Source organism: Microterricola gilva, assembly GCF_004217495.1.
Lineage (GTDB): Bacteria > Actinomycetota > Actinomycetes > Actinomycetales > Microbacteriaceae > Microterricola > Microterricola gilva.
Genome location: NZ_SHLC01000001.1, coordinates 2,956,750 through 2,976,461 on the forward strand (window position 1 = coordinate 2,956,750; position 19,712 = coordinate 2,976,461).

Genomic DNA, 19,712 nt, shown 5'->3' on the forward strand with positions numbered 1-19,712 from the left:
TCAGCATCCGCGGCGCCCGTCACGACGGCGGGCCGTAAAGATGACGCAAAGTCAATTTTGGGGCGTGTGCTCGGGACGGTCGGCGGCACGCACCCGCACCGGCACGAGGACCCAGACCGCGATCAACACGATGGCGATCACCACGGCCGCCGCGATCCCCCAGAAACGGCCGAGCACGAAGTCGAAGATGAGCATTCCGATCCCGACGACGGTGACGGCGACGCCGATGAGCGTCAGCTGGGCGAAGCGGTCCGCGTGGGCCAGGACCTTGTCCTTCGCCCTCCTCCTGAAGAGGTAGCGGTGCAGGCTCACGGGTGCGAGACCGGCGATCGTCGTCAGGATCGACGTGGCGACGAGCAGGAGGTACGTGGCAAGCTGGAACGTGTCCAGTTCCTCGAAGCGCGACTGGAACACTGCGGTCAGCAGGAAGCCGGTGATGATCTGCGTTCCGGTCTGCACGACCCGGAGCTCCTGGAGCAGCTCGTTCCAGTTTCGGTCGAGGCGTTCCTTCTCGCTCTCCCCCGCGCCTGCGGCATCCGCAGCCCTGGCCGCGGCCGACTCACTCATCAGCGCTCCCCCATAGGCGAGCGCGCCGCTTCGCTGCGCTCGTGCCGGCTACGCCGGCGGGTTGTCGGGGTCGACCGTCTCGATCGTGTCCTGCTCGACCTCATTGTCGGCGTCGAGCTCATTGATCTCGGCCCCCTCACGCTCCTCGGCGTCACGTCTGCGTGTCTCGGACTGCTCGGCCGCCTCGCGCGGCCGTTCGCGCTCATCGCTCACGATGCCGCTCCCTCACTCGATTCGGGGCTGCCGGCCGCCGTCCCCGGCATTCGGCTCCCGACTGTCCGCAGCACGGTCTTGAGCTCGCCGTGTGCGCGCCGCACATCCGCGAGCAGACTCTCGACCTTGACCCGTGCCATCGGGTGAACATCACCGGGCAAGGCGTCGTAGAGGATCGTGTACGCCGCCAGCCGGACGCCGTCGAGCATCATCGCGGATGCCACGGCCGCACCTTCGCGCAGCTCGGGCGCGCACTTGCCGAGGAACGCTGTCTCCGATCGCACCAGTGCGCTCGACGCCGGTGACGGATACTGCGCCGGCGCAAGGTCCAACATTTCGAACAGGCCGTTGAGTTCCTCGATCTGGTGGCGGGTCTGCGCCGCGCGATACTCAAAGAAGTCCTCGACCTCATCGGAGCGGGCGGAGTCGATCAGCAGCGGCAGAATTCCGAGCCAGTCGTGTTCCATCGTGAGCGTCGCGCCGAGCCGGTATCCGTACACGTCACGCTGGCTCTCGAAACGCTCAAACATGATCATCCACCCCGATCCCTCGCTCACCAGCCGAGCCACAGCGACCCGGCCGGTGCCTGGTCGCGCCGCAGAGTACGGGCGGCCCCTCCGATGGGACGCATGATTCGAGGGGGCCGCCGCACGGGAGCCGGCACCGAAATGCCCACCGGAAACCCGGCCACGCTTCCTCGCCTCGGAAATGGCGGCACCGAGGCGTGACAGCACGCTACAACGGTGTCCGGGCGGGAGCGAGGGGCTTGACAGCCGAATATCTCCATGGGCGCACCGCCGTCCGCGCGAGCGAGATGCCGGTGCCGCTCGCCGACACAGCGCGGGTACCACAACCGCGCGCGGCGGTTCAAGCCCGTATCGGTCCGGCCCGCTCCGACCTACCGTGGGGTTGTCAGGCCGAGGAGTTGGGGCGGGTCGGGAGAGCGATGAAGAGCCGGGTGTCGACGACCATCGACGTGGATGCCAGCATCGACAGCACCGTCGAATTCTGGCAGCGTGTCGGCGCGCCAGATGGAGCGAGCCCTCAGCCGGTATCCGCCCAGGCGACTCAGTGGACCGTGCTGGTCAACGGCGTGCCGAGCACTCGCGGGGCCGCCGCCGCAGCCGCCGAGCTCTCGCGAATGACCGATCTCTCGAACGTGGTTGGCGCCGCTCCGCGCGGCGAGGTGACATTCGAATCGCTCGGAGAACAGCGCACACGAATCGCGATCTCGGTGGAGTGGCAGCGCGAGGACACGGCCGAGAGCTACGTTCCCTTGATCCTGCTCGACGGGGTGCACGTGAACACGGACCTCAGGGACTTCAAGCGCCAGGTGGAGCGGGAGGTGCGGGGATCGCGAGAGTGGAGGGCGACCGTGGAAAGGTTTGAGGCTCTCTAGGCGTGCTGACGCACGTACTCCTCGGCATCGTCCTCGTCGATCACGAGCATTCCGCCCTCGCCCATCGCCGACAGTTCCATCGCCCGAATCCACACCCGGTTGATCTCCCCAGGCGCGGCGCTCCGGAAGCGGAACTGCAGCGGAATCGACGGCGAGATCCAGATCGCGATTCTGCCGGAGCCCTTCGCGCTCGGCACCGTCCACCCGAGGTAGAACGACTCCTTGCGACGCAGCTTGGCCCCGACCACGATCTTCACGTGGGAGAGCACCCGGTCATCGAAGTCGAACGGGGGCGAGACTGCATAGACGAGTTGCCCCATGACCCCAGCATGCGCTCGTGCTCCGCAGAAGACCAGCGCCTGCCGCAACGGGTGTGACAGTGCCGGGCGGAGCACGGGGCGCAGGCGACGTCAGCGCATCTTGCAAAGTCCATCCGGCTATCGCAAGCTGTGTGCATGGGCGAACTGATCTATGGCGCAGAGACGTCATACCCGATGGAGGACCGTACGCTCTCCCATGTGAAGGCTGCCATCGGCGGCAAGCTCAGACGCCAGGAATCGTTCTACCTCAGCTGGGTGGTGCCGGCCGCCAGCGGATCGGGGCGGGTGAGCCTGTGGCTGTCGCCGGCCATTCCGTTGCAGTTCCACTTCCTTGGCAACACCTCGCCGACGCTGAACCCCGTCTGGATTCGCGCGCTGGAACTCACCTCAGTGAGCGACCGCGGCATGATCGTGCTTCCGGAGGCAGAAGCGGAGGCGTATGTGCGCGAGCACCCGAGCTCGCTCGGCTAGCGTCGGCACTGCTCAGATGATGAGTTCGCGGGCGACGAGTTGCGCCGCGACAGTGGCGAGCGGAATGCGATTCGCCCGCGAGTAATCGCGCAAACGGGCGAAGGCCTCGTCCATTGAGACGGTGTGGGTGAAGGCGATCACACCCTTCGCCTGCTCGATCGTTGTTCGCGAGTTGAGCGCGTGTTGCAGCTGATCGCGTGTCTCGTTGCCCGCACGGATCGTGCGCTCGTGCAGGATGCCGATCGTTGCAACATCCGCCAGCGCCTGCGCCGCCCGGATGTCGCGGGCGTTCAGCTCCCCCACCGGGGCGCGGAAGAGATTGAGTGTGCCGATCGTGGTTGACCGCAGGCGCATGGGCAATGCGGTGACGGAGCCGAATCCCTGTTCCTCCGCGGCCGCCCGGAAGCGCACCCACTCGGCCGGACTCTCGCGGATGTCGGAGATCGACACCGTCGTGCTGGTACGGAAACACTCGATGCACGGACCGTCTTCCGCGCTGAGCTGCATCAGCTCGACCAGCCGGCTCTCCTCGCTCGTGGACGCGACGAGGTCCAGCGCGTCGGAGTCGTCCACCAGGAGCAGGCCGGCCGCAGCGACGTCGAACAGCGAGACGCAGGAGTCGACGAGGGACTGCAGCAGCTCAACGACGTCGTACTCGTCAACGAGGGTGTCGGCGAGCGTGACGAAGATCTCGAAGAGCTCCTCATCACGTGTGATGTTCACCGTCATGACAGTTCCTCGATCCCGTTCTGATCGACCACGAAGCGAAAGCGATGCTCGATGATGTCAGCGGCCAGTTCACTCATGCTGCGACCTTCGGCGAACGCCTGCCCCTGCAGGAGGAGATACGCGTCGTCGGCCGAAACGCCGAGTTGGGCGATGACGAACCCGGTCGCCTGATGGATGGTGCGCCGCGCGTGGCCCGTGCCCTCGGCATCAGGAGACCCTGCCTGACGCAGGGCGCGCCGCAGAACGTAGCGACTCAGCGCCGCAGTGAGTTCCGTCGCCTGAGCCACGAAGAGCGGGCTCAGTTCGCCCGGGTCGGTGTTGTACAGGTCGACGGCGCCGACCCGCAGCGTGCCCACCGTCATGGGGAACGCGAAGATCGCGCCGACGTTCTCTGTCTGCAGGGCTTCGGAGAACGCCGGCCACCGGCCACCAGGCTGCATGCGCACATCGGGTTCCAGCATCGGCCGCATCTCGGCGAGTGCATCCCAGCACGGACCCTCGTTTAGATCGAACTGCAACTCGTCGAGGCGCGCGACCTGCAGATCGCTGGCCGACACCGTCTCAGATCCGAGCAGTTCTCCCAGCGTCGCGATGGAGACACCGGTCACCGGAATCGTCTCGAGAATCGGCCCGGTCAGCTCCGCTTCGTGACCGTCGAAGTTCGAAAGCCCGGCGACGATGTCGTCGAAGTCCCTGCTCATCGCGCGTCACCTCCCCGGTGCTCCACAGTCGTCCTGGTCCACTGACCAAACTACTCCGGGACACCGACTCCGCGCGTCAGGCCACTGCCACGATCGGTTCGTCGTCGATCCGGAGGTCGCCGGAGGCGTTCGCGCTCACCATGAGACTCGTCAACCACTCTCGATTGAGCTCATGGCGGTCGGCGGTGTCGAACTCGAACTGGAGGGGGATCGATGGGTGGATCCAGAGCGAGATCCGGCTTCCCGGTTCGCCCTGCACCTGCAGGCACGAGAGTGTGAAGGATTCCTGCCGCCGCAGCTTGGTGACAACCACCGATTTCACGTGGGCCAAGGTGCGATCGTCGACGTGTATCCGGCGCTCTGCTCCGTAAACAATGGCTCCCATTGTGCACTTCCCATTCCGCTCAACACCATGCCGCCTGGCATTGGAGAAGTCGAACAGCAGCCTCGCGAGTGTCCTGATTGCCGGCGGGGTCTGGGCTGGACAACCTGTACTCAGTCTACGCTCGTTCGGTTCTCTGAGCCTTGCTCATTTGCGCAACCGCGCGGCATCAGTCGCGCTCACGCGCCCTTCTCTGCCTTCGTGCGGCTGCTGCGTGCCGGCGCCTTCGCCGCCTTCTGCTTGCCGCGCCCCGTCGCCGACTTGTTCTTCTCGATGCTCCGACGCAGCGCATCCATCAGGTCGATGACGTCGCCGCCCGCCTCCGGCTCCTTGCCGAAGGTGACGGCCGTGTCGACGACCTTCCCGGTCTTGAGCTTCTCGTCGATGAGCTTGCGCAGCTGGGCCTGGTATTCGTCGTGATACTGCGACGGATCGAAGTCGGCGGCGAAAGAGCTCACGAGCGCTGAGGACATCTCGAGCTCCTTGCTCGCGATGTTCACCCGGGTCTCGAGCGCAGGGAACTCCGGCGCGCGGACCTCGTCGTCCCACAGCAGCGACTGCAACATGAGCGCCTTTCCGCGCACGCGCAGTGCGCCGAGGCGTGTCTTCTGCCGCAGCGCGAAGTGCACGATGGCCGTCAGATCCGTGGACTCCAGGGTGCGTCGCAGCAGCACGTAGGCCTTGGGCGATGTTGAGTCCGGTTCCAGGTAGTAGCTGCGGTCGAGCATGATCGGGTCAAGCTGCGCGCTCGGCACGAACTCGACGATCTCGATCTCGCGGCTGCGTTCCTCTGGGAGACCGCGCAGTTCCTTGTCGCTGAGCACGACGGTGTGCTCGTCATCCGCGTACGCCTTATCGATGTGCTCGTACTCGACGATGCGCCCACACACCTCACACTTGCGTTGGTAGCGGATCCGGCCGCCGTCCTTGTCGTGCACCTGATGGAGCGTGATGTCGTGGTCCTCGGTCGCGCTGTAAAGCTTGACCGGCACGTTCACCAATCCGAATGCAACCGAGCCTTTCCAGATCGCTCTCATGGCTCCAGTACACACCCCTTGCGGGCGAGCGTCTAGGGACGCATGCTCAGGGCATGGCATCGAAGCAGCAATCCGTTGTCTCCGTCGGTGGGCGTACGATCACGCTGACGAACCTCGAGAAGGTTCTCTACCCGGAGACCGGGACGACCAAAGCAGACGTGATCGAGTACTACGTGTCCGTGGCCGACGTCATGCTCCCCCACGTGAAGGATCGGCCGGCGACGCGCAAACGCTGGGTGCACGGAGTCGGCACCGCCGAGGAACCCGGCGCTGTGTTCTTCCAGAAGGACCTCGGCGATTCCGCGCCGACGTGGCTCGCCCGCGGCGTCATCGAACACTCCGACCACGCGAACAGCTACCCGCTCGTCAACGACGTGGCCACGCTCACCTGGCTGGGCCAGATCGCCGCACTCGAGATCCACGTGCCGCAGTGGCGGTTCGACGCGCAGGGGCGCAAGCAGAACCCCGACCGCTTCGTCCTCGACCTCGACCCCGGCGAGGGGGTTCCCCTCGCCGACTGCGCGGAGGTCGCCGCGCTGGCGCGCGGAATCCTCCGGGACATGGGGCTCGACCCGATCCCGGTCACGAGCGGGAGCAAGGGAATCCACCTCTACGCCGCGCTCGACGGGAGCCAGTCCTCCGATGACGTCACCGAGGTCGCCCACGAGCTGGCCAGGGCGCTGGAGGCCGAGCACCCGAACGACATCGTGAGCTCGATGTCGCGCGCACTCCGGCCCGGCAAGGTGTTCATCGACTGGAGCCAGAACCGGGCCGCCAAGACGACGATCGCCCCGTACTCCTTGCGGGGCAAGCTTCGCCCGATGGTCGCCGCACCCCGCACCTGGCGCGAACTGATGTCCAAAGACCTCCGCCAGCTGGACTACCGGGAGACCATCCGGCGCATCACGGACCGCGGCGACCCGATGGCGGCGTTGGCCGGCGCCCCGGCCGGCGGCGATCGGCTGGCGCACTACCGCGAGCGCCGCGACGCCTCCAAGACCCCGGAACCGATGCCGGATTCCTATCGGGGCGGGCCGGGCCGGCGATTCGTGATCCAGGAACACCGGGCACGAGCCCACCACCTCGACTTCCGGCTCGAGCACGACGGGGTGCTCGTGTCCTGGGCGCTGCCGCGGGGCCTTCCCAGCGATGCGCAACACAATCGACTCGCGGTGCAGACCGAGGATCACCCGGTCGAGTATGCGGACTTCGAGGGCGTGATCCCGCGCGGGGAGTACGGCGCGGGAACGGTGGAGATCTGGGATACCGGAGACTACGAGCTCGAGAAGTGGCGAGAGGACGAGGTGATCGTCTCCCTGCACGGACGAGCGGGCGGCGGCCTGGGCGCTCCGACCCGGGTTGCACTCATCCGCACCACCCCGGCCGTCGACGGCAAAGGGGCGTCCTGGCTGCTGCATCGCATGAAGGCACAGAAGCCCGACCACGACTGGAGCAGGCAGAGCGCCGAGAGCTCCGGCGCGGTTGCCAACGAGATGCGGCAACGCGGCGAGCTGGCGCCGATGCTGGCGACGCTCGCGGAGCGCACGGAGCTCGACGACGAAGATGAGTGGGCCATCGAGATGAAGTGGGACGGCATCCGCGCCATCGCCGTCGTCGACGCCAATGCCGGCACGGCGACGCTCTCCAGCCGGAACGCACTCGATCTCGGTCGGAGCTACCCGGAGCTGATCTCGGCGTTGTTGCGCGCGGCGGCGCACACGGGGCACGCCGTCCTCGACGGTGAGATCGTCGCGCCCGACAGCACAGGGCGGCCAGACTTCGGACGGCTCCAGGCCCGGATGGGGCTGACCGGGGAGCGCGAGGTGGAACGCGCGGCGCAGAGCGTCCCCGTGCAGTTCATCGTGTTCGACGTGCTCGAGCTCGACGGAGTCTCGCTCATCGACAGCAGCTACGACGAGCGCCGCGGCCGACTCGAACGGGCGCTCGCGCCGACGCAGAAGGTGGTGCTGCCCGCCGCGATCACTGTGGGCCTGGATGCCGCGCTGGAGATCAGCGCGGATCTCGGCCTCGAGGGCGTCGTGGCGAAACGGCGCGACGGCAGCTACAAACCCGGGCGGCGCTCAACCGACTGGCTCAAGTTCAAACACCTGCGCACGCAGGAGGTCGTCATCGGCGGCTGGCGGCCCGGCAATGGCGCCAGGCGCGACAGCATCGGCTCCCTGCTGCTCGGTGTGCCGTCGGATGACGGCCTCCGCTACGTCGGGCGGGTCGGCACCGGCTTCAGCGCGAAGGCCCTGGACGCCGCCCGCTCACGCATGGCCGGGCTGGCCAGCGCGAGCAGCCCGTTCATCGACGTGCCGGAGACGGTCGCCAGAGACGCCCACTGGGTCAGGCCAGAGCTGGTCGCGGAGGTCGAGTTCTTCGAATGGACCTCGACCGGGCAGCTGCGACAGCCCAGCTGGCGCGGATGGCGACCCGAGAAGTCACCGTCCGACGTCACGCCAGAGTCCGAAGCAGGTCCGCGCTAGGGCGTCCACCACGGCCGCATCGGCAGCGCGTCGTCCGGCGCTCCCGGCTTGACCATGAGCACCTGGTGCAGCTGGATGCCGTTGTTCTCGAAGCCGAGCCGGGAACCGGCCATGTAGAGGCCCCACACCTTCGCGGTGGGGAGTCCGACCTCGGCGACCGCCTCGTCCCAGTGCTCGACGAGGTTGGCACACCAGTCGCGCAGGGTGAGCGCGTAGTGCCGACGCAGATTCTCTTCGTGCAACACCTCGAGGCCGGCATCCTGCGCGTCGGTGATGATGCGCCCCGAACCGGTCAGCTCCCCGTCGGGGAACACGTAGCGGTCGATGAACCCGCGGGCGGCCGGCGCTGTGCGGTTCTCGGGCCGGGTGATGCAGTGGTTGAGCAGCAGCCCGCCCGGCCGCAGCCTCGACTGCAGGAACTCGAAGTAGGCCGGGTAGTTGCGCACGCCGATGTGCTCGAGCAGGCCGATCGACGAGACCGCGTCGAAGCGGCCCTCGACGATGTCGCGGTAGTCGCCGTACCGCACCTCGGCCAGATCGCCGAGCCCTTCCTCGGCGATGGCCCGCTGCGCCCACGCGGTCTGTTCGCGCGAGAGCGTCACGCCGGTGGCGCGGATGCCGCGGCGCGCCGCGTAGCGCACCATGCCGCCCCAGCCGCAGCCGACGTCGAGCAGCCGGTCGCCTGGCTGCAGGCGCAGCTTCTCGAACACGAGCCGGTACTTGTTCTCCTGCGCAGCATCGAGACCGGCCGCGTCGTCCGGGTAGCACGCGCAGGTGTACGTCATCGACGGGCCGAGCACGAGCTCGTAGAAGCTGTTCGACACGTCGTAGTGGTGGTGGATCGCCTCGGCATCACGGGCCTTGCTGTGCCGCATCCCCTCGGCGACGCGGCGCCAGCGCGGCGGTGCCTCTCCGGGTGGCGGGGCGATCGGGCGCAGGTGCTCGATGCCGATGGAGCGCACGATCTCCAGCATCGTCCGCGCAGGCGGGCGCGTGAAGACGAGGCTGTCGGCGAGCGTCTTGAGCAGCTCGTACGGGTCGCCAGGGTGCACACCGCGGATCTCGAGGTCACCGGCGATGTACGCGCGGGCCAGGCCGAGGTCGCCGCCGCCCGTCGCGAGGTAGCTCGTGCCACGCGGCGTCTTCAGATTCAGCCCGAACGGCGCGTCCGGCGGTCCGGCCGAACTGCCGTCGTAGGCGGTGAAGTGCAGCGGGAGCCGGCCGCCGGCGAGGATCTCGAGCACGGCGGCGAGGCTGAGTTTGCCGCCGGACTCTGCGGGGTCCGGCATCCGTTGGCTCTCTGATGCCCTGCCTTTGGTGGTCGTCATCGTCGTTGCACCGCCTTCGCGTAGAGGTCGAGGAGGCGGGAGTCGGGGTCGTAGCGCCGCTTCACCGCCCGGTAGGCTTCCCCGCCGTAGAGCTCGTCGAACTCCTGCCGCGAGTAGTAGGAGTCGGAGTACAGCGACTTGTGCCCGTCGAGCGCGCCGACCTCGCGCTCGATCAGCCGGTTCGTCGCCCCGAAGTTGCTGGCGCCGGGGCTCGAGCTGATCGGCACCGTCGACCAGAAGCCGACGTTGACATAGTTCCGCCCGGGCTGCAGCGGGTACAGCGGCCACGCCTCGTCGCCCCGCAGACGCAGCGGGCACAGCCAGATGGGTGTGATCGGAACCGTTGCGAGGAACCAGTCCAGGAACTCCGCGCACCGTTCGATCGGCACCTCGACGTCTTGTACGACGCGCTCCCGCGGCGGCCGGCCGTTCAGCCGCTCGATGCGGTCACCGATGTGGAAGCGCTGTTCGTAGTGCATCAGCTTCGAGTAGACGCTGCTGCGCCGGTAGCGCCGCGGCCAGAGCCGGCGGATGCCTGGGCTCTGCGCGCCGAACGCTTCCGAACACCAGAACCAGTCCGTGTCCCAGCGCCACAGGTAGTCGGCGATGCTCAGCCGGTCCTCCGTCACGCCCCGCGCGTGCTGGATGGAACGGTAGTAGATGCCCTGTCCGGTGTAGTCGCTGACGGGGCCGGATGCCGCGCTCCCAGTGCCGAGGCAGAGGTAGCTCTCCGCCGCGCTGAACACCACGCCGTCGAGGTAGTCGACCGCGATGCCGTCGAATGCACCCGTCTCGAAGATCCCGGCCATCGCCTGCAGCAGCTCGGCGAGGGTGTGGAACCGCACGTGCCGGAGTGCGACGAACGGGGCGACGGGCTCGAGCTCGATGCGGAGGCGCACCGCGTAGCCGAGCGTCCCGTAGGAGTTGGGGAAGGCGCGGAAGAGGTCGGGGTTCTCGGTGGGCGAGGCTGTGACGACCTCGCCCGCGCCGGTGAGGATGTCCATCTCGAGCACCGATTCGTGTGGGAGCCCGTTGCGGAACGAGGTGGATTCGATGCCGAGCCCCGTGACCGCGCCGCCGAGGGTGATCGTCTTCAGCTGCGGCACAACCAGTGGCGACAGGCCGTACTGGAGCGTCACGGCCACGAGCTCTTCGTAGGTGCACATGCCGGCGACATCCGCGGTGCGCGCCTCGGCGTCGACCGCGATCACGTCGGTGAGCCCCGAGGTGTCCAGCCCGGGGGCGCCGGCCCTGCTGCGGGTGCGGAACAGGTTCGAGGTGGGCTTGGCCAGGCGCACCGGGGCGGTTGCCGGCACCGCCCGATAGCTCGCCAGAAGGCGCTCAACGCCGGCGGCGTGAGCGCTCCGCGCGTTGACCACGGGTGCGGGCACGCGTCCACGCTATCCCTCTGGCCCGCTCAGCGCGAGGGTCGGCGCGCGGAGGAGCTCACCACGCTGGCGAACTCAGCTGGCCGGGCCGAAGATCCGGAATCGGAGTGCGAGCAGCTCGTCCAGTCGGGTGGGCTCGGCGAAGGCGGCGAGCAGCACATCCCACAGCTCGCCGACCCGCACCTTCAGGTCGTCCATGTTGGTCAGCACGTCCGAGAGCAGCTGCACGCCGGTGAACGACGGGATGATGAAGTGGGCGAGCCGAGCCGGGTCGGTGCCCTGCCGGAGCTCCCCCGCTGCAACGGCACGGCCGACGAGGTCTTCGAATGTCGCCAGCCAGTCGTCGTATGGCGCCCGCGTCGGCGGGTCGAAGATGGCCCCACCCGTCGTCAACCGGATGCCGGCCCGCACGACGACATCGCTCACGAGCCACTCGGCCAGGTCGGCGCACATGAGCATCATCGTCTCGGCCGGGCTGGCTGTCGCCTGGAGGATCTCCGCCGCCGACTCGAACACGCGGCGGTGCTGCTCGTCGATGACGGCGCGCGCGATCTCTTCCTTCGAGCTGAAGTGGAAGTACAGCGCACCCTTGGTCACGCCAGCCGTCTCGGCGATGGTCGCGATCGACGCATCCGCGTAGCCGACGCGGTAGAAGGCGGTGGCCGCGCCGGTGACGATGCGCTCGCGCGTCTGAACCGCCCGGTCCTGCTGTGCCATCGCTCTCTCCACCTCTGCCGCGAGAGCAATCTTATCCAGCGGGCCAGCGAGCCCGGTGGTGACGGGCAGCCCCCAATTCTGCCCGTCACTGCAGGCGTCGCGAACGACGCCTACGCTGTAAACATACCAACCGGACGGTTCTTTGCATAGCGTTACGTGGACACAATTCAGAAATCAGCAGACGTCCGTGTATCCGCCCGTGTTTGGCGCGCTGCTGAGCGATGTCGCACTCGTCTGGCAGACTCGGCCCATGAGCACGACCATCGGCACACCGGGTGGCACGCCAGAGCGGCCGGCCATCTTCTTCGACAGCCCGGAGGAGTTCCGCGCCTGGCTGGTGGCGAACCACGCCACCGCGACCGAACTCTGGATGGGGCTCTACAAGAAGCACGTGCCTGAGCGCGGACTGACCTGGGAACAGGCGGTTCCGGAAGCCCTGTGCTTCGGCTGGATCGACTCGGTTGCGCAGCGCATCGACGACGATGCCAGGCGCCAACGCTGGACGCCGCGCAAGACTACGAGCACCTGGTCCAGCGTCAACATTGCCCTCGTCGAGAAGCTCACAGCCGAGGGGCTGATGTACCCGGCCGGCATCGCGGCGTTCGAGCGCAGGCGTGACGACCGCTCTGGCATCTACTCCCACGAGAACCCCGGGCAGGAGCTTTCGCCCGAGGCGGCGTCCCGGCTGGCCGCGAGCCCGGCGGCATCCGCCTTCTGGGAGGCGGCCACGGCGACGTACCGGCGCCAGGTCATTCACTGGGTGCTCTCCGCCAAGCAGGAGGCGACCAGGGAACGCCGCCTGACGCAGCTCATCGACGACAGCGCGGCCGGGCTGCTCGTGCCGTTCCAGCGTTACGGCGAGGTGCCGAAGTGGGCGGAGCGGGCCGCGGATGCCGCCCGCGCTGCTGGCGGCGGTGAGCCGGCCCAGCCCTGACCCCGCTCGACTCTGATGGCCCCGCTCAGCCCTGAAAATCCTCCGGGTCGACGTCATCCAGGAACTTCTTGAACTCGTCGAGAGCGTCCTCTTCGACACTGACGGTCTCCACCAGCTCGGCGGGGATCCCCGCCTCCTCCAGCACCTCGTCGGCGACGAAGAGCGGCGCCTCGGTGCGCACCGCGAGAGCCACGGAGTCCGACGGCCTGGCGTCGAGGATGAGCGGGCCGCGCGGGGTGACCAGGGTAATCTCGGCGTAGAAGGTTCCCTCGGTGATCCGGGTCACGTCCACCCGTTCGATGTGGGCGCCGAGGGATTCGACGAGCGTCTTCATCAGGTCGTGCGTCAGCGGCCGCGGCGGCGTGTCACCGCCGAGGGCGAACAACGTCGACGTCGCCTCCTGCTCCCCGATCCAGATCGGCAGCACGCGGCCGGCGCCGGGTGCATCGCGCACCGGTTTCAGCAGGATGATGTGCTGACCCTCGGCGTCGAGGGCGACTCCGAGAACGTGAACCTTGACCATGGCGACTCCCGTCGAGACGTCGGGCGAGACAGGGCCATAGTACGTCCGCTGACCGCTTGACGGCCCAAAGATTCACTCGATGACGAGCAGATGCCGCCGGCTCCGGCCCGCGCTCAGACCCCGACGCCGAAGAACTCGAGCGCAGCCTCGCGGAACACCCGGGAGCCAGGGGCGTTGAAGTGGTGCCGCCGTGGCAGCTCGACGAACGAGCCGTTCGGGGTTGCGGCCGCCAGCGCCCGCGACTGCGCGAGGATCGCGTCGTCGCTGCCCGTGGCGAAGAGGATCGGCTGCAGCGGGGGGTGCGTGACATCCGGGTCGGCATCACCCAGCCGCATGCCCTCGGCGAGCGCGACGAGGGCATGCAGGTCGTTGCCATCCACGCGCTCGGAGAGGGTCACGTAGTTCTGAGTCACCGGGTCCTCGATCGGCGTGCCGTGCTCGGCGAAGGCACGGGCCTGATCGATCTGCAGCCGGGCGAGGGGCCGCCCGTCCGGGATGCCGCCGAGCACGGCCCGCTCCACCATCTCCGGGTGCGCGACGGCGAGCTGCCAGCCGACGCGCGCGCCGAGCGAGTAGCCGACGTACAGCACGCTCTCCAGCATGTAGGTGTCGAGCACGGTCACGAGGTCGTCGACGAAGGCGTCCATGCTGAACCCCTCGGCCTCGTGCGGCTTGTCGCTCGCACCGTGGCCGCGCTGGTCGACACCGAGCACCCGGAAACCGGCCCGGGTCAGGTCGCGCACCCAGCCGGTGTTCACCCAGTTGTCGCGGCAGCTCGAGGCGAAGCCGTGCACACACAGCACGGTTGGCGCGTCGTCATCGCCCCAGAGGTAGGTGGCGATGCGCCGTCCGTCGGCCGCCATCACGAACTGCGGGCTCGGCATCTCGGTGAGGGCGGGGAAGGCAGGGCTCATGCCTGCCATTCTCCCGCGCCGATGGCCGAGTCGGCGAGAAACGCGCCCATCACGGCGACCGCAGGGCTAGGAAAGCCGCATCCGGAGCGCGGCAACGAGCTGCTCCCGGCTGGGCGCACCCTCGAGCGCGAGCTCGCCGGGATACACGCGGCAGGCCAGCTCGGCGGTGCGCCCGTCAGACGGGAAGGCGTCGCTGCCGTCGATGAGGATCGTCGGCGAGCCGGCGAACGCCCAGCGGGCGGCGTCCGCACTCGAGCGCAGAACGTGGCTGTGTAGCTCGACCTTGCTGAGCCCGAGCGCCTGGATCGCCTCCTGCACCCTGGCCAGCGCTGTGTCGCCATTCGGGCAGTCAGCGATGCTGAGCACGTCGATCTTCATACCCTCATTCTCCCCCGGCGAGCGCCGGAGCGGCCTCGCGCCTACAGCGTCGGCCACCAGGCGGGATCGGTCCACAGCGCGAGCTCCTGTTCGAGCGCGGCCCCCACCCGGAACACCGCGGTGTCGTCGTAGCTGCGCCCCACGATCTGCACGCCGGTCGGCACGCCGTTCGGAGCGATGCCAGAGGGAACGGCCAGCACGGGCACCCGCCCGATCACGTTGAACGGCAAGGTCATCAGCTTCGAGAACACGGCCTCACTGTCGGTGCATGGCTCGTCAGCGGCGAGTCCGGCGGTGGCGATCGTCGGGCAAATCAACACGTCGTACCCGGTCATGAGCTCGGCGAACGGGCGGTAGAAGGCGGATTCGGCGACCAGTCCGCTCACATAGTCGCCTGCCGCAGCGGCCTCGGCGGCGAAGGCGCGGGTGTACGGCATCAGCTGCGCGACACGCTCCGCAACACCATCGGCGATGCTCTCGATGAACGGCCCCATCACGGCACCGAAGTGCGGCCAGGCCGTCGTCAACACCCGCTGGGGTCCCCACGGCAGCGTGACCTCGTCGACGATCGCGCCGGCGGCGGTCAGCGCTGCCGCGACGAAACGCGTGTTCGCCTCGACCGCGGGATCGACGTCATAGCCGCCGAGATCGATGCAGAGCGCGACGCGGATGCCGCGCAGCGAGCCGACCGCGCCGGAGACCGCCGCGATCTCGCGCAGGGACGCGGCATCGCCGACCCACGGACCCGAGATCACGTTCTGCAGCAGGGCGACATCCGCCACGCTGCGCCCCATCGGGCCGTCGGCGCAATAGGTGTCCGAGTTGAACGGGGCCATGCCAGGCACGCGGCCGAACGGCGGCTTGAATCCGACAACGCCGCAGAACGATGCGGGGATGCGGATGGATCCGCCGATGTCGGACCCGGTCGCCAGCAGCGTGGACCCTGCCGCGAGGACCGCGCCCGAGCCGCCCGAGGAGCCGCCGGGCGTGAAGTCGGGGTTCCAGGGGTTGCGCGTGATCCCCCACAGCTTCGAGTGGGTCACGGGTGCGCAGCTATACTCCGGCGTCGTGGTGCGGCCGTGGATGACCGCGCCGGCCTCCTGGATGCGCTCCACGATCGGGTGCGTCTCCTCGGCGATGGTTCCTTTCTCGAGCAGGCTTCCCTCTTCGAGCAGGTGACCGGCGATGGGCTGCTCCTCCTTCAGCATCAACGGGATGCCCTCGAGTGCGCCGACACGCTCCCCCGCGGCGAATCGCGCCTCGGAGGCGGCGGCTGCGGCGCGGGCGCTGTCGATCCACTGCTCGGTGACCGCGTTGATCGTCGGCTCGGTTGCGGCGGTGCGGGCGATCACCGATTCGAGCAGTTCGACCGGGGAGAGCTCCCGCCGCCGGAACTGCTCTGACGCTTCGGTGGCCGTGAGCCGGTAGAGATCCATGGAGATGGTGCCTTTCGATTGTCCGTACACTGTACGGACGATACTGTTGCCATCATGGCGCCACGTCAAGAGCTTTCGCAAAAGAACCGGAACAAGCTGAGCAGGCGCGACCTGACGACGGCCGCGATCGCCCTGATCGAGCGTGAGGGTCTCGACGCCTTGAGCATGCGACGCCTGGCCACCGAACTCGAGTGCGCCCCGATGAGCCTGTACACCCACGTGCGCAGCAGGGACGACCTGATCGACGCGGTCGTTGAGCACCTGATCGAACAACTCGCGCCACCGGAGTGGAGCGGCGAGAGCTGGCAGCAGGTCACCCGGCGCACCCTGGAGGCTTACCGCGACCTGGCCGTTCAGATGCCGAACAGCTTCGAACTGCTCGCGCTCGCACCCTACGACTCCTCCCCCGTCGCACCGCACCTGAGCCGCACCGTGGCGAGCTTCGAGCAGGCCGGGCTCACGCCGGAGCAGGCGCGACAGATTCTCGGAATCCTGGACGGCTACGCCACCGGCTTCCTCATCGTCTGGGCCCGCAGCAGCACGCGGGGCCGCTCGGATGAGTACGCCGCGACGGCGCCGGGCATCGCCGGGCTCCGCGACCTCGAGATGTTCGACCGGGGCCTGGATGCCCTGATCGCCGGCCTCGACCTGACGCTCGTGCGCGGCACGGACGGCGGAGAGGTGCTTGCCTAGACGCCCGTCGCGTACGTGATCGGCAGGCCACCCGCCGCAAGCAGCTCCAGCGCCTGCGAGTTGCGCGGCGCATCGGTGATCAACCCGGCGATCTCGGGGGCACGGAGCACGACGAAGCGGGACGCCGTGCCGATCTTGTCGGCATCGGCGAGCACATAGGTGTCTGCGGCGTGACGCGCGAGCGCGCGCTTCATCGCGGCCTCGTCTGCGTCATCCGTCGTGAAGCCCGTCTCGGAGTGAACCCCGGTCACACCGACGAAGAACAGATCGGCGTTGACCTGCGCGGCGGCCTCCACGGCTGCGGCGCCGCAGGTGACGGCGGAGTGCTTGAAGAGCCGGCCTCCGAGCATGAACACCTCGACGTTCGGGTGCGCGAGGAGGGCGACGGCGATGGTCGGGCTGTGCGTGACGACCGTCAGTGCCAGCTCGCGATCGAGCTCGCGAACGAGCTCCAGCGTCGTGGTTCCGCCGTCGAGGATGACGGTCTGGCCCGGCCGGATCAGCGCGGCGGCAGCCCGGGCCACGGACTGCTTGCCGCCGACGTTCAGCTCCGTGCGGGTGCCGTAGTCGGCGATCGCGGCGGAGATCGGCAGGGCCCCGCCGTACACGCGCTGGCACTTTCCCGCCGCGGCGAGCTCGCGCAGATCGCGGCGGATGCTGTCCTCCGAGAGGCGGAGCTCGGCGGCGACATCCTTGGCAACAACCTTGCCCTCTGAACGAAGCTTCTCCAGCAGGTACTCGTGCCGTTCAGCTGCAAGCATTCGCGTTTCTCCTTGTTTTTTAACGTTTATGCACGTTACCATGCGAGCATGACGACACCACTGCTCATTCTTATCGCAGGCCCCTACCGTTCGGGAACCGGGGACGACCCCGCTCTGTTGGCCGCCAACCTGGCGCAGCTCGAACGGGCGGCGTGGCCGATCTTCCAGGCCGGGCACATCCCGATGATCGGCGAGTGGGTGGCCCTGCCCGTGCTCCGCGGCGCAGGCGGGACGAGCGTGGCCGATCCGGTTGCGGCCGACATCATGTACCCGACCGCCGACCGCCTGCTCCAGCACTGCGACGCCGTGCTGCGCCTGCCAGGCACCTCGGCCGGTGCGGATCAGGATGTCGCCATCGCGGAGCGGCGCGGCATCCCCGTCTACTTCTCGCTCGAGGAGGTGCCTGGCTTCCAGCCTCAGCCCGTGTAGCGGCGGTCGACGGAGGGGCTGCTCGTCGCGCCGATCAGCGGCGGCAATAGAGTGGCGTGATGAACGCTGCCTCCGTGCGCCGGGCAGTCCCCGACGACGCCCCCGCGGTCCTTGGCTTGTTCGACGAAGCGATCGCATGGTTCGTGCAGATCGGAAACACCGACCAGTGGGGCACCGAGCCGTTCTCGGGCCAGCCCTGTGGGTGGAGCGCATCTCGGAGTGGTGCGCCGCGCCGGACAGCTGGGTGGCGACGCATGCCGAGCTCGGCGTGTGTGGCGCACTCGTGCTCGGCGAGGCTTCGAGCTACGTGCCCGCGGCGACCGAACCGGAGCTCTACGTGCGCTCGCTCATTGGCTCACGCGACCCGCGCGCGAAGGGCGCCGGCCGACGCCTGCTCGCCCTCGCGGACGAGCGCGCCGCGGCATCCGGCGTCACTCTCCTGCGGGTGGATTGCTACGCGGGCGGCACGGGCGATCTCATCGCCTTCTACGAGTCGTGCGGGTACACCCGCGCCGAGACGTTCGCGGTCGAAAAGCAGCCTCAGGACTGGCCGGGCCAGGTGCTCGCCCGCAGGCTCGACTGAGCATCGACTCAGCTCGACTCAGCTCACGCAACATCGACGAACGCCGAATCCGGGGCGGCGGTGCCCCAGGCGTTCATCGCGTCCAGCACCGCGCGCAGCTCGTGGCCGAGCGGCGTCAACTCGTAGACCACCCGCGGCGGGATCTCTGCGTAGACCGTTCGCGTGACGATGCCGTGTTCCTCGAAGCGCCGCAGCCGGCTGGTCAGGGTGTGCGCGCTGATGCCGGGGAGCGCCGTGCGGAGTTCGGTGAAGCGATGCGGGCCGTGCAGCAGCTCCCGCACGATGAGCGTTGCCCAGGCTCCGTCGAAGAGCGTCAGGAAGCGGGCGACACCGCATTCCGGCACGAGATCCTTCTCCACGACTTCCTCCGAGTTCCCTTTAGTGCAGTTGACGTAACCAGTGCATCCTATGCACTAATGGACGAATGGTTTACATCGTGCATGGCGCCACCGGCGCCCAAGGTTCCCCCGTTCTCTCCTCCCTCCTTGCCGCCGGCAAGGAGGCGACCGCCGCGGTCCGCACCCCCGCTGGCCTGCCGACCGGCGCCGGAGCGGTGACCGTCGACTTCGCTGACGCCGCGTCCCTCGCCGATGCCTACCGCGGCTCGGAGGGCGTGTTCGTGCACCTCCCGCTCGGTGCCCCCGATCAGCTGGCCGGCTTCGCTGCATCCGTCGTCGAGGCCATCGGTCAGGCGCGCCCCGCTCGCGTCGTCATCTCCACCAGCGGTCAGATCGTCGACGATCCGGAGTCGCCCCTGCAGGCCGCCGACGACAGCGCGATCATGACGCTCATCCGCGGCGTCGAGGCCACAGGTGTGCCGTTCGCGGTCGTCGCCCCGCGCCTGTACCTCGAGAACCTGCTGCTGCCCATGGTCGCCGGACCCGCCGCCGAGGACGGCGTGCTGCGCTACCCGCTGCGCGCCGACTACCCCGTCTCGTGGAGCTCTCACCTGGACGTCGCGGCCACCGTCGTGCGCCTGCTCACCGGCCCCGCCCTCGAGGGCACCGTCGCCGTCGGCCACCACCCTGCGCTCACCGGCGCCGATCTCGCCGCCGGCTTCGCCGCCCACATGGGCCGCGACGTCCGCTTCGAGGCACTCTCCCCCGCCGAGTTCGGCGTGCTCATCACGCCGCTGTTCGGTGCGGATGCCTCGGCGCCGGTCGTCGGCCTCTACGAGGCACTCGGCGCTCAGGATGGCAACACGATCGACGCCGCCAACAGCGCCCAGCAGCTCCTCGAGCTGCAGCCGCGCTCGGTCTCGGCATGGCTCGCCGAGGTCAGCGCCGCGTAGCTCGCGCGAAAGCGAGTGCCCCGGGGATC

The 19,712-nt window shown here is 68.5% G+C and carries 25 protein-coding genes; 8 read left to right on the top strand and 17 right to left on the bottom strand.

Going from position 1 to position 19,712, the window contains the following annotated elements:
• Nucleotides 1–51: 51 nt before the first annotated feature.
• Genes EV379_RS13700 through EV379_RS13705 form a run of 3 tightly spaced genes read right to left on the bottom strand, consistent with a single transcriptional unit; the run spans nt 52 to nt 1,310 of the window.
• On the bottom strand, nt 52–567 hold the full coding sequence (locus tag EV379_RS13700) for a DUF6328 family protein (protein ID WP_130506625.1): 516 nt from the start codon (nt 565–567) through the stop codon (nt 52–54).
• A gap of 48 nt (nt 568–615) precedes the next feature.
• On the bottom strand, nt 616–780 hold the full coding sequence (locus EV379_RS17255) for a hypothetical protein (RefSeq protein ID WP_165397370.1): 165 nt from the start codon (nt 778–780) through the stop codon (nt 616–618).
• Nucleotides 777–1,310 (bottom strand): DUF892 family protein, encoded by a 534-nt coding sequence (locus EV379_RS13705; protein WP_165397371.1) that lies wholly within the window; start codon nt 1,308–1,310, stop codon nt 777–779. Before EV379_RS13705 ends, EV379_RS17255 begins: the two co-directional genes overlap by 4 nt.
• Before the next feature lie 428 nt (nt 1,311–1,738).
• Between EV379_RS13705 and EV379_RS13710 the strand changes: the two genes are divergently transcribed.
• Nucleotides 1,739–2,179, top strand: a complete 441-nt coding sequence (locus EV379_RS13710) for a hypothetical protein (protein ID WP_130506627.1) — start codon at nt 1,739–1,741, stop codon at nt 2,177–2,179.
• On the opposite strand, the gene EV379_RS13715 is transcribed toward EV379_RS13710, so the two are convergent.
• Nucleotides 2,176–2,499, bottom strand: coding sequence for a DUF7882 family protein (locus EV379_RS13715; protein WP_130506628.1), 324 nt, complete (start codon nt 2,497–2,499; stop codon nt 2,176–2,178). The genes EV379_RS13710 and EV379_RS13715 overlap by 4 nt on opposite strands.
• A gap of 135 nt (nt 2,500–2,634) precedes the next feature.
• On the opposite strand from EV379_RS13715, the gene EV379_RS13720 reads away from it, so the two are divergent.
• A complete protein-coding gene (locus EV379_RS13720) occupies nt 2,635–2,970 on the top strand; it encodes a DUF7882 family protein (RefSeq protein WP_130506629.1) in 336 nt (111 codons plus the stop codon).
• A gap of 12 nt (nt 2,971–2,982) precedes the next feature.
• Here EV379_RS13720 and EV379_RS13725 read toward each other — a convergent pair whose 3' ends face one another.
• The 4 genes from EV379_RS13725 to ku all read right to left on the bottom strand — a co-directional run bounded on the left by EV379_RS13725 (nt 2,983) and on the right by ku (nt 5,819).
• Nucleotides 2,983–3,699 carry a GAF and ANTAR domain-containing protein gene (locus EV379_RS13725; protein ID WP_130506630.1) on the bottom strand — a complete coding sequence of 239 codons (717 nt, stop codon included), beginning with the start codon at nt 3,697–3,699 and terminating at the stop codon, nt 2,983–2,985.
• Complete coding sequence (locus EV379_RS13730) at nt 3,696–4,400, bottom strand: GAF and ANTAR domain-containing protein (protein WP_130506631.1); 705 nt, start codon at nt 4,398–4,400, stop codon at nt 3,696–3,698. The genes EV379_RS13725 and EV379_RS13730 overlap by 4 nt, the downstream gene beginning before the upstream one ends.
• A 76-nt stretch (nt 4,401–4,476) precedes the next feature.
• Nucleotides 4,477–4,785 (bottom strand): DUF7882 family protein, encoded by a 309-nt coding sequence (locus EV379_RS13735; protein WP_130506632.1) that lies wholly within the window; start codon nt 4,783–4,785, stop codon nt 4,477–4,479.
• Nucleotides 4,786–4,961: 176 nt separating this feature from the next.
• Entirely contained in the window at nt 4,962–5,819 is an 858-nt protein-coding gene (ku, locus tag EV379_RS13740; RefSeq protein WP_130506633.1) for a non-homologous end joining protein Ku, read from the bottom strand.
• 53 nt (nt 5,820–5,872) lie between these two features.
• On the opposite strand from ku, the gene EV379_RS13745 reads away from it, so the two are divergent.
• Nucleotides 5,873–8,308, top strand: a complete 2,436-nt coding sequence (locus tag EV379_RS13745) for an ATP-dependent DNA ligase (RefSeq protein ID WP_130506634.1) — start codon at nt 5,873–5,875, stop codon at nt 8,306–8,308.
• On the opposite strand, the gene EV379_RS13750 is transcribed toward EV379_RS13745, so the two are convergent.
• The 3 genes from EV379_RS13750 to EV379_RS13760 form a co-directional block, all read right to left on the bottom strand.
• Nucleotides 8,305–9,636, bottom strand: a complete 1,332-nt coding sequence (locus EV379_RS13750; RefSeq protein ID WP_130506635.1) for a class I SAM-dependent methyltransferase — start codon at nt 9,634–9,636, stop codon at nt 8,305–8,307. The two genes, EV379_RS13745 and EV379_RS13750, sit on opposite strands and share 4 nt — an antisense overlap.
• The gene (locus EV379_RS13755; RefSeq protein ID WP_130506636.1) at nt 9,633–11,027 is read right to left on the bottom strand and encodes an FAD-binding oxidoreductase; all 1,395 of its coding nucleotides are present in this window, start codon (nt 11,025–11,027) and stop codon (nt 9,633–9,635) included. The genes EV379_RS13750 and EV379_RS13755 overlap by 4 nt, the downstream gene beginning before the upstream one ends.
• A gap of 72 nt (nt 11,028–11,099) precedes the next feature.
• Nucleotides 11,100–11,741: a ScbR family autoregulator-binding transcription factor gene (locus tag EV379_RS13760; RefSeq protein ID WP_130506637.1), complete on the bottom strand. Its 642-nt coding sequence runs from the start codon at nt 11,739–11,741 to the stop codon at nt 11,100–11,102.
• A gap of 250 nt (nt 11,742–11,991) precedes the next feature.
• Here EV379_RS13760 and EV379_RS13765 point away from each other — a divergent pair, with 250 nt between their 5' ends.
• The gene (locus EV379_RS13765) at nt 11,992–12,675 is read left to right on the top strand and encodes a YdeI/OmpD-associated family protein (protein WP_130506638.1); all 684 of its coding nucleotides are present in this window, start codon (nt 11,992–11,994) and stop codon (nt 12,673–12,675) included.
• A gap of 25 nt (nt 12,676–12,700) precedes the next feature.
• Here the strand turns inward: EV379_RS13765 and EV379_RS13770 are convergent, their stop codons facing one another.
• The 4 genes from EV379_RS13770 to EV379_RS13785 all read right to left on the bottom strand — a co-directional run bounded on the left by EV379_RS13770 (nt 12,701) and on the right by EV379_RS13785 (nt 15,926).
• Nucleotides 12,701–13,198 (bottom strand): bifunctional nuclease family protein, encoded by a 498-nt coding sequence (locus tag EV379_RS13770; protein ID WP_130506639.1) that lies wholly within the window; start codon nt 13,196–13,198, stop codon nt 12,701–12,703.
• 113 nt (nt 13,199–13,311) lie between these two features.
• Nucleotides 13,312–14,112: an alpha/beta fold hydrolase gene (locus EV379_RS13775; RefSeq protein WP_130506640.1), complete on the bottom strand. Its 801-nt coding sequence runs from the start codon at nt 14,110–14,112 to the stop codon at nt 13,312–13,314.
• A gap of 66 nt (nt 14,113–14,178) precedes the next feature.
• Nucleotides 14,179–14,490 carry a hypothetical protein gene (locus tag EV379_RS13780; RefSeq protein ID WP_130506641.1) on the bottom strand — a complete coding sequence of 104 codons (312 nt, stop codon included), beginning with the start codon at nt 14,488–14,490 and terminating at the stop codon, nt 14,179–14,181.
• A 41-nt stretch (nt 14,491–14,531) separates the two neighbouring features.
• A complete protein-coding gene (locus tag EV379_RS13785) occupies nt 14,532–15,926 on the bottom strand; it encodes an amidase (RefSeq protein ID WP_130506642.1) in 1,395 nt (464 codons plus the stop codon).
• A gap of 54 nt (nt 15,927–15,980) precedes the next feature.
• Here EV379_RS13785 and EV379_RS13790 point away from each other — a divergent pair, with 54 nt between their 5' ends.
• Nucleotides 15,981–16,619 (top strand): TetR/AcrR family transcriptional regulator, encoded by a 639-nt coding sequence (locus EV379_RS13790; protein WP_130506643.1) that lies wholly within the window; start codon nt 15,981–15,983, stop codon nt 16,617–16,619.
• On the opposite strand, the gene EV379_RS13795 is transcribed toward EV379_RS13790, so the two are convergent.
• Nucleotides 16,616–17,380, bottom strand: a complete 765-nt coding sequence (locus EV379_RS13795; RefSeq protein ID WP_130506644.1) for a DeoR/GlpR family DNA-binding transcription regulator — start codon at nt 17,378–17,380, stop codon at nt 16,616–16,618. The two genes, EV379_RS13790 and EV379_RS13795, sit on opposite strands and share 4 nt — an antisense overlap.
• Before the next feature lie 48 nt (nt 17,381–17,428).
• Here EV379_RS13795 and EV379_RS13800 point away from each other — a divergent pair, with 48 nt between their 5' ends.
• Both EV379_RS13800 and EV379_RS13805 read left to right on the top strand, forming a co-directional pair.
• Nucleotides 17,429–17,809, top strand: a complete 381-nt coding sequence (locus tag EV379_RS13800) for a DUF4406 domain-containing protein (protein WP_130506645.1) — start codon at nt 17,429–17,431, stop codon at nt 17,807–17,809.
• Nucleotides 17,810–17,975: 166 nt separating this feature from the next.
• Nucleotides 17,976–18,392, top strand: coding sequence for a GNAT family N-acetyltransferase (locus EV379_RS13805; RefSeq protein ID WP_207226257.1), 417 nt, complete (start codon nt 17,976–17,978; stop codon nt 18,390–18,392).
• 23 nt (nt 18,393–18,415) lie between these two features.
• Here EV379_RS13805 and EV379_RS13810 read toward each other — a convergent pair whose 3' ends face one another.
• On the bottom strand, nt 18,416–18,751 hold the full coding sequence (locus tag EV379_RS13810) for a winged helix-turn-helix transcriptional regulator (protein WP_130506646.1): 336 nt from the start codon (nt 18,749–18,751) through the stop codon (nt 18,416–18,418).
• A 65-nt stretch (nt 18,752–18,816) separates the two neighbouring features.
• Between EV379_RS13810 and EV379_RS13815 the strand changes: the two genes are divergently transcribed.
• The gene (locus EV379_RS13815) at nt 18,817–19,683 is read left to right on the top strand and encodes an SDR family oxidoreductase (protein WP_130506647.1); all 867 of its coding nucleotides are present in this window, start codon (nt 18,817–18,819) and stop codon (nt 19,681–19,683) included.
• Nucleotides 19,684–19,712 lie beyond the last annotated feature (29 nt).